Raw genomic sequence first — 14,490 nt, forward strand, 5'->3', positions numbered from 1 at the left:
GACACACTGACACTTTCCGGCAATTATGTCAGGAACCAGCCACAGCCAAATGAGGTGCGCCATGGCGACCGCCCTTAAGATCAATGGTCAGACTCATCAGGTCGACCTTCCCGATGATGTTCCCCTTTTGTGGGTTCTGCGCGATGAGATCGGCTTGACCGGAACCAAATTCGGTTGCGGCGTAGCCGCTTGCGGGTCTTGCACCGTCCATATCGATGGTGAGGCCGTGCGATCCTGTCAGGTCGCGCTGTCCGATGTCTGGGGCGATGTGACCACGATTGAGGGTCTTGGCACGCCCGACAGCATGGCCACCATCCAGCAGGCCTGGGTCGATCATCAGGTTGCGCAATGTGGCTATTGCCAGTCCGGCCAGATCATGCAGGCCGCAGCCCTTCTGGCCGAAAACCCCACCCCTACCAACGCGGATATCGACGAGGCGATGCAAGGCAACCTCTGCCGCTGTGGCACTTATCCCCGCATCCGCGCCGCCATCCACGACGCCGCATCCAAGCTGAAGGAGGCCTGATCCATGGCACGCATCGGAAAAATCCTGCGCCGTACCTTCCTGATCGGATCAGCCGCTATCGTGGGCGGTGTGGCATTCGGCGCCTACTACGTCACCCGCCCTGCTGCGAACCCGCTGAAACCGCGAGACGGAGAAACCGCGCTCAGCCCCTTTGTTCTGATCGACCAGCAGGGCGTCACCCTGTTCGCCCCCCGTGCCGAAATGGGTCAAGGCGTCATGACTACGTGGGCAGCCCTGATTGCCGAAGAACTGGATGTCGAGCTAGACGATATCCGCGTGCTGCACGGCCCGGCGGCAGCGGCCTATTACAACCATGCGCTGGTTGGAGAGGGTCTGCCGAACAAAGGCTATGACATCTCGGACTTTCAGCACAATCTGGGTGAGGCTCTGGGTGTTCTGGGCCGCACGCTCAGTCTGCAGGTCACCGGTGGATCGACCTCGATGAAGGACGGGTTCGAGCGGATGCGGATGGCCGGTGCCACCGCGCGCGAGACATTGAAGCAGGCTGCGGCGGATCAGTTGGGTGTGAACCGCGATCAACTCAAAACTGAGAGCGGCGCGGTGGTTGCCCCGGACGGCACGCGCATTCCCTATACCGAACTGGCCGAGGCCGCAGGCCAGATCGAACCGCCCGAGGTCATCCTGCGCGACCCCACCGAGTGGCGCCTGATCGGCAAGTCCCTGCCCCGGGTTGATATTCCGGACAAGTCCACAGGCACCGCAACCTTCGGCATCGACGCACGGCCCGAGGGACTGAAATTCGCCTCGGTCCGCATGAACCCCAAGCTGGGCGGCGCGATGAATGGCTTTGACGCCAGCGCGGCTGAAGCCATGCCAGGCGTTGAAAAGATCGTTGATCTAGGCACCGGCGTCGCGGTGATCGCCAACAACACATGGCTCGCGATGCAAGCGGTCGAGGCCATCGACGTGGACTGGGGTGAAACCCCTTATCCACCCGAGACCGCCGCAATATTCGATCAGATCGCCAAAGCGTTTGATGAGGCCCCGAACTCGACCATGCGGGACGACGGCGATGTCGATACCGTGCCCGATGGTGCAACCGAAATCACGGCGGACTACACCGTGCCCTATCTGGCCCACGCCACGATGGAGCCGATGAACGCAACCGCGCTTTATACCGGCAGTAAGCTGGACCTGTGGTGCGGCAATCAGGCTCCGACGCTGATTCAGATGCGTGTGGCTAACACCGCCGGTCTGGATACCGAAGCGGTAGAGATCCACACCACCTATCTGGGTGGCGGCTTCGGGCGCCGGGGTGAGCTGGATTTCGGAGAAATCGCCACCAGAGTTGCCATGGCCGTGCCCGGCACGCCGGTCCAGACCACATGGAGCCGCGAAGAGGATATGCGCCACGACTATTACCGCCCCGGCGCGATGGCTCGGATGCGTGGAGCGGTCAAGGATGGCAAGGCCGTTTTGATCGACGGCAAGGTCGCCTCGCAATCTCCGACGCAACAGGCGGTCGAACGCTACACCGGCTTCCCCGGCGGCGGTCCTGATAAGGTTCTGGTCGAAGGCTTCTTCAATCAGCCCTACGCCGTGCCAAACTATCGCATGGCCGGACATATTGCCGATCTCGCTGTCCCCGTGGGCTTCTGGCGCTCGGTCGGTAACAGCCACAACGGTTTCTTCCATGAAACCTTCATGGATGAGATGGCCCACGCCGCAGGCCGCGATCCGCTGGAGTTCCGGCTGGAGCTGGCCAGAAACGAACACGCACCCTCAGCCGGGTGTCTGGAAGCGGTCAAAGAGATGTCTGGCTGGGCCGGCAAGACCCCCGAAGGTGTGGGGCGTGGCGTGGCGCTGACCTACAGCTTCGGCACGCCGGTTGCACAGGTGATCGAGGTGGTGGACGAAGACGGCACCATCCGCATCTCCAAGGCGTGGATCGCCTGCGATGTCGGTCTGGCGCTGGATGCGGCGACAGTCGAGGCGCAGATGATCGGCGGTATGATCTATGGGCTTTCGGCCGCGGCGTACGGCGAGATCACCTTCTCTGACGGTGAAGTCGAGCAATTCAACTTCCCCGACTACGATGCCCTGCGGATGCACACGACCCCGGTGACCGAGGTTCGCGTGCTGGAGACCAACAAGCATTTGGGCGGGGTGGGTGAACCCGGAACGCCTCCATCCATGCCCGCTTTGGGAAATGCACTGTTTGATCTGACCGGAGAGCGGGCCCGCAGCCTGCCGCTGAACAAGCAGTTCGACCTGCTGGTCTGACCCCCTCGCCAGCGTCCGTCAGGCAGAGCGCTGCAATCGCGTGGCGTCTTTGCCTGCGGCCCAACCGTGAACGGCGCGGCCGAATTCTTCGAACAAGGGGCGCGAAACCGGATCATTGGCCGCGTCCCATTCGGGATGCCATTGGACCGACAGGGTAAATCCGGGCGCATCCTTCACATAGATTGCTTCGGGCGTGCCATCGGGGGCGTGGCCGTCGATCACCACGTTCTCGCCCAGCGTCTTGATCCCCTGCCCGTGCAGCGTGTTGGTCATTACCTCAGCGGCCCCCAGCAACTGGTGGAACACGCCCCCTTCGGTCAGCGTCACCACATGGCGCAGGGCAAATTTCTCTTCCAAAGTGCCATCTGGCGGCATCCGGTGGTTCAAACGCCCCGGCAGATCGCGGATTTCAGGATACAGGGTACCGCCCATGGCAACGTTCACCTCCTGAAACCCTCGACAGATACCGAAAAACGGCTGGCCGCGCTCAGCACAGGCTCGTACCAGAGGAAGCGTGATCGCATCGCGCGCGCGATCAAACTCGCCATGCGCCTCGGTTGCGGGCTCGCCATATTCCTCGGGGTGAACGTTCGGACGGCCGCCTGTGAGCAGAAAGCCGTCGCAAACCTCAAGCAGTTCCTCGACCGAGACATAACGCGGGTCTGCAGGGATGAGCAGCGGAAGGCAGTCCGACACGTTGGACACGGCGTCCGAGTTCATCGTGCCGCCTGCATGCGTCGGATACTGATCGTTCATCAGATAAGAGTTGCCGATTATTCCGACGACAGGGCGCGCCATGCGTTTTCCTTTGTTTCAGTGGTATTCGGAAAAACCTATCGGCAGGTTTGGCCCCGCGCAACGGCACAGGACCTGCATGTCAGCGCAAGCGCGTGTTCAACGACGCACAATCGGGGCATACCCGGCCTCAGATCAAATCTCGCCAGTTAAACCCGCTGCCTCGATGCCGGCCAGCGCCGCCTGCGCATCGTTGTCCGAGGTGTCGCCTGTCACTCCAACCGCGCCGATCACCACGCCCTTGCGGTCGCGCAGCAGGACGCCACCGGGTACGGGGATGACTTGCCCGCCATAGACGCCATTCACCGCAGCCATGAAATAGGCCTGCCCCTCGGCGCGTGCCATCTGCGCAGTGCCCGCCATGCCCAACATCACCGCGCCATAAGCCTTGCCATGAGCGATGGCAAAACGGCCGGGTGCCGCGCTGTCTTCACGCTCGAACGCGATAACATGACCGCCCGCGTCCAGAACCACGACCGAGAGAGGCTTCAACTCCATCTCGCGCCCTTTTTCCAGGGTGCGTCGAATGATTGTTCGGGCTTTGCGCAACGTTACCAGCATGAGGGTGTCCTTTGTTATGAATTTGCGGCAGAGCCGGACGGCTCTGCCGCTGCAAGATGTCTTAGCCGTGGCTGGCCTTCAGTTCCAGCCGACGCGCATGCAATACCGGTTCCGTATAGCCCGAAGGCTGCACCCGCCCGCGGAACACCAGATCGCAGGCCGCCTGAAAGGCGATCCCATCAAAACCGGGTGCCATAGGTTGGTAAGCCGGGTCGCCCTCATTCTGTCGATCGACCACAGCGGCCATTTTCTGCATCGCCGCCATCACCTGTTCCTGACTGATCAGATCGTGATGCAGCCAGTTGGCCAGCGCCTGTGACGAAATCCGGCAGGTCGCACGATCCTCCATCAGGCCGATATCGTTGATATCCGGCACTTTCGAACAACCAACGCCCTGATCAACCCAGCGCACCACATAGCCGAGAATACCCTGCGCGTTGTTCTCGATCTCACGGGTGATCTCATTGGCGCTGAGGTTACGCCCGCCCAGCAACGGCACGGTCAGCAGATCATCCAGCGTACCCCGGGCACCGTCAGCGGCCAACTCGTCCTGACGCGCCAATACATCGATCTTGTGGTAATGCGTTGCGTGCAGGGTTGCGGCGGTGGGCGACGGCACCCAAGCACAGGTCGCGCCCGCCTGAGGGTGGCCGATCTTGGCCGCCAGCATATCCTCCATCCGATCGGGCATTGCCCACATGCCTTTACCGATCTGCGCCTTACCCTTCAGGCCACAAGCCAATCCGATATCAACGTTCCGATCCTCGTAAGACGCAATCCACGGCGTATCCTTGATGTCGCCCTTGGGCAGCATAGGGCCAGCCTCCATCGAGGTATGGATCTCGTCCCCGGTGCGATCCAGGAACCCAGTGTTGATAAAGGCCACACGCGATTTCGCCGCGCGGATACATTCCTTGAGGTTGGCCGAGGTGCGACGTTCCTCATCCATGATGCCCAATTTCACGGTGTTGCGTGGCAGGCCCAATATGTCCTCGACCATGTCGAAAATCTCGACCGAGAACGCGACCTCTTCGGGGCCGTGCATCTTGGGTTTGACGACATAGACCGATCCTTCGACCGAGTTTCCGCCCTCGCGCTGCAGGTCATGCATGGCGATCAGAGTGGTGCATAGCGCATCCATCAGCCCCTCACCAATCTCACGACCTTCAGCGTCCAGAACGGCTGGGTTCGTCATAAGGTGACCCACATTGCGCACCAGCATGAGCGAACGCCCTTTGAGCGTGGCCGAAGCTCCATCCGGCGCTGTGAAAGCCATGTCCTTTGCAAGCTTGCGGGTAAATATTGTGCCACCCTTTGCGACTTCTTCGGTCAGATCACCGGTCATCAGGCCCAGCCAATTCCCATAGGCCAACACTTTGTCGGAGGCGTCGACACAGGCAACGGAGTCCTCACAATCCATGATGGTGGAGAGCGCGGATTCCAGACGTACATCTGCAATGCCCGCGGGATCGGTTGCACCGATTGCGCTATGTGCATCAACCCTGATCTGGATGTGCAACCCGTTGTTGCGAAGCAGCACGAATTCCGGCTTGTCAGCCGCACCACCGTAGCCTGCGAACTGAGACGCATCGGCCAACGTAGGCATCAATGCCCCGTCCTGAACGCTCAACCCGGACACATCTGCCCAGGACCCGAAAGCCAGCGGCACGGCCTGATCCAGAAACGCCTTGGACCACGCGACGACCCGGGCACCGCGTTCAGCGTCATAGGCTTTACCCGTCGGCAAATCGCCCAGCGCATCCGTTCCGTAAAGCGCATCATAAAGACTGCCCCAACGGGCATTCGCCGCATTCAGCGCAAAGCGTGCATTGGTGATCGGCACGACCAGCTGTGGACCCGGGGTCAGGGCGATTTCAGGGTCGACATTGGCGGTCTCGATCTCGAAATCGCCGCCCTCATCGACCAGATAGCCAATCTCACGCAGAAAAGATTGATACTCGACAGCATCGATAGGCAAACCTCGCCGCGCGGCGTGCCAGCCATCAATCCGGCCCTGAATATCGGCGCGTTTCTCAAGCAGTGTGCGGTTCTTCGGCCCCAATTCATTGACCAAACGCGCAAGCCCCGACCAGAATTGCTCAGCCGATACCTGTGTTCCGGGTAGCGCCCTCTGTTCGATGAAGTCCACGAAAACCGGGTCGAGTTGCAGCCCGTTTCGGGTCTCTCTACTGCTCATGTTCCGAATCCCCTCAGATTGTGTGCCGTTGTATGCGCTCTTCAATTAGGGCGTTCGTTTCCGATAGGCAACTTTTGCATCGCCATTACCGGCTTTGGGTCCCGCCATAGGCTGGTTCAAGCCAGCAAAGAAAGCGGCCTGTCGGTTGCAGCCGCGCGGTGAAGACCATAACGTCGCGCCAGAATTCTAGCCGATGAGGTCTCCAGATGCGCGACGCCGCCCCCACCACGATCTACCTAAAAGACTACACGCCGTTCGGTTATGTGGTGGAGAGCGTGCATCTTACCTTCGATCTCGCCCAACATGCGACGCGCGTTACCTCTCGCATCGCATTCAGCCCGAATCCGGATGCCAAAGACCGGACCTTTTTCCTGCACGGGGAAGACCTGAAACTGATCCGCGCCGCGATTGATGGTGTCGAGATCTCGCCTGATGTGACCTCCGAAGGTCTGACCGCGACGGTTCCGGATACACCTTTCGTCTGGGAAGCCGAGATCGAGATCGATCCCGGCAACAACACCGCGCTCGAAGGGCTATATATGTCCAATGGCATGTATTGCACCCAGTGTGAGGCCGAAGGCTTTCGAAAAATCACCTACTACCCCGATCGCCCCGATGTGATGTCCACTTTTACCGTGCGCATCAACGGAGACCTTCCCGTGCTGCTGTCGAACGGCAACCCTACGGGCACAGGCGAGGGTTGGGCCGAATGGGTCGATCCATGGCCCAAACCCGCCTATCTGTTTGCTCTGGTCGCCGGGGAACTGATCGCCCATCCAGGTCAGTTCACCACTAAGTCGGGTCGCGAGGTCGAATTGAACCTCTGGGTCCGCCCCGGCGATGAAGGCAAATGTGCGTTCGGCATGGAGGCCCTGAAAAAGTCGATGAAATGGGACGAAGACGTCTATGGCCGCGAATACGATCTGGACGTGTTCAACATCGTCGCCGTGGACGATTTCAACATGGGCGCGATGGAGAATAAGGGGTTGAACATCTTCAACTCCTCCGCCGTTCTGGCCAGCCCCGAAACTTCGACCGATATGAATTTCGAACGGATCGAGGCGATCATCGCGCATGAGTATTTCCACAACTGGACCGGCAACCGGATCACCTGCCGCGACTGGTTTCAGCTGTGCCTGAAAGAAGGGCTGACCGTGTTCCGTGACGCGCAGTTCACGTCCGACATGCGCTCGGCCCCCGTTAAGCGCATCCATGACGCCATCGACCTGCGCGCGCGGCAGTTCCCCGAAGATAACGGGCCGCTGTCGCACCCGGTCCGGCCAGAAAGTTTTCAGGAAATCAACAACTTCTACACTTCGACCGTCTATGAGAAAGGCGCCGAGGTGATCGGGATGCTGAAACGTCTGGTGGGGGATGAGGCCTATGCACAGGCGCTGGACCTCTATTTCGAGCGCCATGATGGTCAGGCCTGCACCATTGAGGACTGGCTGAAAGTGTTCGAAGACACCACAAGCCGTGATCTGAGCCAATTCAAACGCTGGTACAGCCAATCGGGCACGCCACGCGTCTCGGTTACTGAGGACTGGGCCGAGGGCACCTATACCCTGACGCTCAGCCAGCGGACCGATCCGACGCCGGGTCAGGCAGACAAGCAGCCTCAGGTCATACCCGTCGCCGTGGGCCTGCTGGGCCCGAACGGAGATGAAGTGCACGCGACCGAGTTGCTCGAACTGACCGAAGCCGAGCAAAGCTTTACCTTCACTGGTCTCGCCGCCAAACCCGTGCCTTCGATCCTGCGTGATTTTTCGGCCCCTGTGATCCTCGAACATGATCATTCGAATGCCGAGCGTGCGTTCCTGCTGGCCCATGACACCGATCCGTTCAACCGCTGGCAGGCAGGCCGATCGCTGGCCGAAGACACTCTGCTGCGCATGATCACCGATGAGGCAACACCGAATGCCGACTATCTCGACGGCCTACTAGCGGTGTTGCGCGATGAAGCACTGGACCCGGCCTATCGGGCGTTGATGCTGGGCCTGCCAACGCAATCGGAACTGGCTGCAGCGTTGCACGACAAGGGCATCACCCCTGATCCGACGGCGATCTGGAACGCGGTTGAGACCTTGCGCCAGGCCACCGCCCAACACGTTCAAGACCTTTTACCACGGCTGCACAGTGAAACACTGGTGGATGAGCCCTACCAACCAGACGCCGAGCAATCCGGAAAGCGTGCGCTGGGTGGTGCGGCGCTGGCACTGACTTCACGGCTGGATGGAGGCATCAAGGCGACAGAGGAATACGCGCGCGCCGACAACATGACCCTCCAGCTGACCGCGCTGTCCTGCCTGCTGCGCGCCAGCAAAGGTGAAGCCGAGTTGGCGGCCTTCTATGAACAGTGGCAGCATGACCGGCTGGTCATGGATAAATGGTTCGCCCTGCAGGTCTCGATGACCGGGCCAGACAAAACCGTCGAGATGGCACGCAGGTTGACCAAACATGCTGATTTCAATTGGAAAAACCCCAACCGCTTCCGCGCGTTGATGGGATCGCTGGCCGGCAGCCATGCGGGCTTCCACCAGCCGGACGGAGCGGGATATGAACTGCTCGCGGATTGGCTGATCCGGCTTGATCCGGTGAACCCGCAGACCACCGCCCGGATGTGCAGCGCCTTCCAGACCTGGAAACGCTACGATACGGACCGTCAGGCCCTGATGCGTGCGCAGCTGAGCCGCATTTCTGAGACGCCGGACCTGTCGCGGGACACGACCGAAATGGTCTCACGCATCCTTGGCGCATGACCGTATTTACGTTCACTCGCCAGAACCGCAACCATCGCACGGTTCTGATCCTGATCGGCATCTATGCCGTGCTGATTGGCCTGATGATCTTGTTGGACGCGGTCTGGTGGCTGGTGGCGTTGCTGGCCCTGACCACCCTGCCCGCGCTGTGGGATGTCATCAATGATACCAGCGCAGGAATGGAGCTGACTGATGACACCCTGCGCTGGCACACAGGCCAGAGGCAGGGTGAACTCCTGCTGTCCGAGGTCGACCATTTCCGGTTCGACACCCGCTGGGATTTCTCGGTGCGCGTGTCAGCAATGCTGAAATCTGACAAACGTCTGCGCCTGCCGGATGAATCATTGCCCCCGCACAAACAGTTCGAAGACGTCCTGCAACGTGCTGGTTTTAAGGTTGAACGTCATCATTTTAGAGTATTTTGAAACGATACCGCCGCCTCGACCGGGATTGATTACCGAATCTCCATATCACCGCTTTGTTTCCTTGATTTGCGCTTAATTTTTGGCAAAACTGAGAGTGTTAAATGTTTGTTCCAGTTCGAGTTTCGCCATGTTTTGGTCTGTCAGGGCAGTTTTCGCCCGTATATTAGGTTCTTCTACCCCCACCCCAACGCCTTTGCCTGCGTCAGTCGCCGATGCCACCGCATGGCTTGTCGCCTCGGGGCAACTGAATATTCCCATCGCAGAACCGAATGCCAATGATGTGATCGCGCATCAGGTGATCGAGCGTGGCCGCTATCTTGCGCGACAGGATATGTGGGCCGAGTTGTCGCAAGAGATGCGCGAAGCGGATGCCGAGCGCAAAGCCACACCCTGCGGACAGCCGATCACGGATCTGCTGGCATTTGGTGCGCGCTCGGATGTGGTGTTGGCAGCCGAGCACGCCTTGTCTGACGGCAAAGCACTGTCGGATTATGATCTGTTGGGCGGAATCTCTGAGCTGGAAGGTGAAATTCAGAACTACCCCGATGATCCAATGATTCCACTGGTCGTGGCGCTGGCTCATATCGATCTGGCCTGGGCATGGCGCGGGACGGCGCATCCCGAGGCCCTGCCGGCGCTGCACCAATCGCGCTGCGCGGCGCATTTCGACCGCGCCGCCGCCCTGCTGCCGCAATGCCGCGAGGCTCTGCCCGATAGCCCGGCAATCGCTGCTGCGGACTGCGCCTTGCTGGCCGGACACATTGACCCCCGCACCCGCGTGGCTGACAAGTATGAAGCGCTGATCACACTGGACCCGCAGAACCACCGCCATATGCGCGCGATGGGTAATCATCTGCTGCCACGCTGGTTCGGCAGCTATGCGCAGCTTGAGGTTCAGGCCTTGCGCAATGCCGCGCGCACTCAGAAAATTTGGGGCGCAGGCGGCTATACCTGGGCTCAGTTCGATGCAATCGCGCTGGATGACGAGGCCTGCGCGCGTGTCGATGTCGAGTATTTCCTCGAAGGTCTGCGCGATATTGTTGCGCGCCGTCCGGATCAGGAGACGATCAACCTGCTGGCCGCTTATTGCTCAATCACGTTGCAGAAAGGCATGGGCCAGAACCCGCAGGCCGATATCGCCCGCAAACAGATCTGCGAGGCCGCGAACTGGCTGATCCGCGATCACCTGACCGAGCTGCATCCGCTGATCTGGGCCCATGCGGCGAACGGGTTCAATAACAGCCTGTGTGTTAACTCGGCTGAGCGGTTTGCCGCCCGTGGCCGCCGCGACGCGCTGAAAGCCATCGCCAATCTGCTGCGGGACGAGTTGCGCAACGGGCAGAGCGTCACCTTCACACCAACAGGTCTGCAATTCTCAGAGAGCTAAAGCGCCATTGCCCCTTGCCCCTTTGGCGCGCCGGGCCTAATACGCAGGCTTAGACTTCTGCGGAAATGAGGCGCGCCATGCTCGACCTGACATACGAAATGCCCAAACCCAAAACCATTGCCGGGGCCAAGCACGATTGGGAACTGGTGATCGGGATGGAGGTGCACGCTCAGGTCTCATCCAATGCCAAGCTGTTCTCGGGTGCGTCGACCCAATTCGGGGCCGAGCCGAACGCGAACGTGGCTTTCGTGGATGCGGCGATGCCCGGCATGCTGCCGGTGATCAACGAATACTGCGTTGAGCAAGCCGTGCGCACCGGGCTGGGTTTGAAGGCGGATATCAACCTGAAATCGGCCTTTGACCGCAAGAACTATTTCTACCCTGACCTGCCGCAAGGCTACCAGATTTCCCAGCTTTATCAGCCTATTGTGGGCGAAGGCGAGGTTCTGGTCGAGATGGGCGACGGCACCGCACGCATGGTTCGGATCGAGCGTATCCACATGGAACAGGACGCGGGCAAATCCATCCACGACATGGACCCGCATATGTCCTTTGTCGACCTGAACCGGACCGGTGTCTGCCTGATGGAGATCGTTTCGCGCCCTGATATTCGCGGGCCTGAAGAGGCCGCTGCATACATTGCCAAGCTGCGCCAGATCATGCGGTATCTGGGCACCTGCGACGGCAACATGCAGAACGGCAACCTGCGGGCGGACGTGAACGTCTCGATCTGTTTGCCGGGTGCCTATGAGAAGTATCAGGAAACACAGGACTTTTCGCATCTGGGCACCCGCTGCGAGATCAAGAACATGAACTCGATGCGCTTTATCCAGCAAGCGATTGAGGTCGAGGCCCGTCGTCAGATCGCCATCGTTGAAGGTGGCGGCACCGTCGATCAGGAAACCCGTCTGTATGATCCGGACAAGGGCGAGACACGCTCGATGCGGTCGAAAGAAGAAGCGCATGACTATCGCTACTTCCCTGACCCCGATCTGCTGCCGCTGGAGATCGAGCAGGCATGGGTCGATGACATCGCCGCCAAGCTGCCGGAACTACCTGACGACAAAAAGGCACGCTTTATCAGTGAGTTCGGGCTGACTGACTATGACGCCTCAGTGCTGACCGCGGAGGTGGAATCGGCTGGGTATTTCGAAGAAGTCGCCAAGGGTCGCAGCGGCAAGCTGGCCGCGAACTGGGTGATCAATGAGCTGTTTGGCCGCCTGAAAAAAGAAGACCACGACATCACCGAGTCTCCGGTGTCTCCCGCTCAGTTGGCGGGTATCATTGATCTGATTTCGTCGGATGCAATCTCGGGCAAGATCGCCAAGGACCTGTTCGAGATTGTCTATACCGAAGGCGGTGACCCGGCGCAGATCGTTGAAGAGCGCGGCATGAAACAAGTGACCGATACCGGCGCCATCGAGGCCGCGTTGGACGAGATCATCGCCGCCAATCCGGCGCAGGTCGAGAAGGCCAAGGTGAACCCGAAACTGGCGGGTTGGTTCGTCGGTCAGGTGATGAAGGCGACCGGCGGCAAGGCCAATCCGAAGGCCGTTAACGAATTGGTCAGCAAGAAGCTGGGTTCGTAAATCTTCCGAGTTGTACAAACCCCAGACAGGGGTTTGTTCGACTTGTACATAACGAAAAGTAAATTTCTGGCACCTGAAAAAGGGTCAAGCCATCGGCTTGACTCCTCGCCCGAATGCGCATTCTCATCTCGCCAAGTCAGAGAGGTGAGCAGTCATGAAAAATCGTTTCGATCAGGAACTGGAAACCCGGCTGGTGCGCTATGCCGCCATCGACAGTCAGAGCGATGAGACCTCGCCCTCGACCCCCAGCACCGAAATCCAGTTCGACATGCTGAACCTGCTGCAGCAGGAGTTGACCGAAATCGGTGCGCAGGACGTGCAGATGACTGGCGACAGCGTGGTCATGGCGACGATTCCCGGCACGGCTGAGGGGCCGACCATCGGGTTTCTGGCACATGTGGACACCGCACCTCAGTTCAACGCGATCGGTGTCAAACCGCGGGTGATCAAGGGGTACAATGGCGGTGAAATCACCTTCCCCGATGATCCTGATCTGGTGTTGTCGCCGGAAGAGCACCCCTATCTGGCCGAGAAGATCGGGCATGATCTGATCACCGCGTCGGGCACCACACTGTTGGGAGCGGATGACAAGGCCGGTGTCTCGATCCTGATGACGCTGGCGCGGCATCTGCTGGAGAACAAGGATGTGCCCCACGGCCCGATTCGCATCGCCTTTACCCCGGATGAAGAGATCGGGCGCGGTGTTACCGAACAACTGCCGAAGGATATGAACGCCGATTTCGCCTATACGCTGGACGGTCAGGAACTGGGGGAGATCGAATACGAAAGCTTCTCGGCCGACCGCGCGGTGATCAAGATCACCGGCGTGTCGATCCATCCGGGTCTGGCCAAAGACAAGATGGTGAATGCGGCGCATCTGGCGGCGAAGATCGTGCAGACCCTGCCGCAGGCGACGATGACGCCCGAAGTCACTGACGGACGTCAGGGCTTCATCCATGTCACCGACATGAATGGCGGCTCGTCCGAGATGGAGATCAAGCTGATCCTGCGCGATTTCGAAATGGACGCGCTGGAGGCGCAGGGCGATCTGGTGCGACAGGTCTGCGCTACCGTACAGGCGACTGAGCCGCGCGCGACCATCACCTGCGACATCTCCCACCAGTACCGCAACATGCGTTATTGGCTGGAAAAGGACATGACTCCGGTCGATCTGGCGCGTGAGGCGTGTCGGGAACAGGGGATCGAGCCGGTTTCCGTGCCGATCCGGGGTGGCACTGATGGCTCTCGGTTAACCGAATTCGGGACGCCCTGCCCCAATATCTTCACCGGAATGCAATGCATTCACGGCCCGCTGGAGTGGATCTCGGTTCAGGATATGGCGGTCGCGACCGAGCTGTGCCTGTCGCTGGTCGGCAAGGCAGCGCGGGGCTAAAGCCACAGTGCGGGCCGAAATTCGCCCACAAATTTCACCTGGGCGTGATCTTGGCTTTCACCCGTCTGTCAAAATGTTAACTTGCCCCGACACGGCAATCAGGACCAGTTGATGCAGCGCTACGAATACAAAGTTGTCCCCGCTCCGCAAAAGGGCACCAAGGCGAAAGGCGTGAAGACGCCCGAAGGCCGGTTTGCCACCTCGATCGAGCAATTGCTGAACCAGTTGGGACAGGATGGCTGGGAGTATCAGCGCGCCGAGTTGCTGCCTAGCGAAGAACGCTCGGGGCTGACCGGATCGACCACCAACTGGCGCAATGTGCTGGTGTTTCGTCGGGCGGTTGCCGTTGAAAACGCGGCGCAGCCTGAGCCTGAGGACAGCACCGTCACGCCGCGTGCGGTTCCCGGCCCTGATGAGGTTCTGACCACGCCACCTGCCGCCCCGGCCCCAATCCCGGAAGAGCCGCAGGACCCGCCGCTGACGCTGAAAGCGTCGGAAGAGATCGAGCCCGTCGCGGAGGACGAGGTTAAAGACAAGGCCTGACGCGGAGCAATCCTTCGAAACCAGGATTTGATATTACACCCTGCTCACGCGGGTGTTTCGTGTATGTGAGC

11 protein-coding genes are annotated in these 14,490 nt (G+C 60.0%); 8 read left to right on the forward strand and 3 right to left on the reverse strand.

Annotated features, from left to right (window positions below; genetic code table 11):
* Window positions 1–61: 61 nt before the first annotated feature.
* On the forward strand, window positions 62–526 hold the full coding sequence (locus tag ACR0AZ_RS11775; protein WP_480470342.1) for a (2Fe-2S)-binding protein: 465 nt from the start codon (window positions 62–64) through the stop codon (window positions 524–526).
* A gap of 3 nt (window positions 527–529) precedes the next feature.
* Window positions 530–2,770, forward strand: a complete 2,241-nt coding sequence (locus ACR0AZ_RS11780; RefSeq protein ID WP_480667512.1) for a xanthine dehydrogenase family protein molybdopterin-binding subunit — start codon at window positions 530–532, stop codon at window positions 2,768–2,770.
* Window positions 2,771–2,788: 18 nt separating this feature from the next.
* Here the strand turns inward: ACR0AZ_RS11780 and ACR0AZ_RS11785 are convergent, their stop codons facing one another.
* The 3 genes from ACR0AZ_RS11785 to ACR0AZ_RS11795 form a co-directional block, all read right to left on the reverse strand.
* On the reverse strand, window positions 2,789–3,568 hold the full coding sequence (locus ACR0AZ_RS11785; protein WP_480470344.1) for a gamma-glutamyl-gamma-aminobutyrate hydrolase family protein: 780 nt from the start codon (window positions 3,566–3,568) through the stop codon (window positions 2,789–2,791).
* A gap of 132 nt (window positions 3,569–3,700) precedes the next feature.
* On the reverse strand, window positions 3,701–4,126 hold the full coding sequence (locus ACR0AZ_RS11790; protein ID WP_480470345.1) for a GlcG/HbpS family heme-binding protein: 426 nt from the start codon (window positions 4,124–4,126) through the stop codon (window positions 3,701–3,703).
* 61 nt (window positions 4,127–4,187) lie between these two features.
* Window positions 4,188–6,323, reverse strand: a complete 2,136-nt coding sequence (locus ACR0AZ_RS11795) for a malate synthase G (protein WP_480667513.1) — start codon at window positions 6,321–6,323, stop codon at window positions 4,188–4,190.
* A gap of 206 nt (window positions 6,324–6,529) precedes the next feature.
* Here ACR0AZ_RS11795 and pepN point away from each other — a divergent pair, with 206 nt between their 5' ends.
* From pepN to ACR0AZ_RS11825, 6 genes are all read left to right on the forward strand, one after another.
* Window positions 6,530–9,082: an aminopeptidase N gene (pepN, locus tag ACR0AZ_RS11800; RefSeq protein ID WP_480667514.1), complete on the forward strand. Its 2,553-nt coding sequence runs from the start codon at window positions 6,530–6,532 to the stop codon at window positions 9,080–9,082.
* Window positions 9,079–9,507, forward strand: coding sequence for a hypothetical protein (locus ACR0AZ_RS11805; RefSeq protein ID WP_480667515.1), 429 nt, complete (start codon window positions 9,079–9,081; stop codon window positions 9,505–9,507). The genes pepN and ACR0AZ_RS11805 overlap by 4 nt, the downstream gene beginning before the upstream one ends.
* 193 nt (window positions 9,508–9,700) lie before the next feature.
* A complete protein-coding gene (locus ACR0AZ_RS11810) occupies window positions 9,701–10,894 on the forward strand; it encodes a hypothetical protein (protein ID WP_480667516.1) in 1,194 nt (397 codons plus the stop codon).
* A 77-nt stretch (window positions 10,895–10,971) separates the two neighbouring features.
* Window positions 10,972–12,483: an Asp-tRNA(Asn)/Glu-tRNA(Gln) amidotransferase subunit GatB gene (gatB, locus tag ACR0AZ_RS11815; protein WP_480667517.1), complete on the forward strand. Its 1,512-nt coding sequence runs from the start codon at window positions 10,972–10,974 to the stop codon at window positions 12,481–12,483.
* Between the two features lie 154 nt (window positions 12,484–12,637).
* On the forward strand, window positions 12,638–13,876 hold the full coding sequence (gene pepT, locus ACR0AZ_RS11820; protein ID WP_480667518.1) for a peptidase T: 1,239 nt from the start codon (window positions 12,638–12,640) through the stop codon (window positions 13,874–13,876).
* A 111-nt stretch (window positions 13,877–13,987) separates the two neighbouring features.
* Window positions 13,988–14,419 carry a DUF4177 domain-containing protein gene (locus ACR0AZ_RS11825; protein ID WP_480470352.1) on the forward strand — a complete coding sequence of 144 codons (432 nt, stop codon included), beginning with the start codon at window positions 13,988–13,990 and terminating at the stop codon, window positions 14,417–14,419.
* Window positions 14,420–14,490 lie beyond the last annotated feature (71 nt).

Source organism: Ruegeria sp. BE3 (assembly GCF_056538865.1).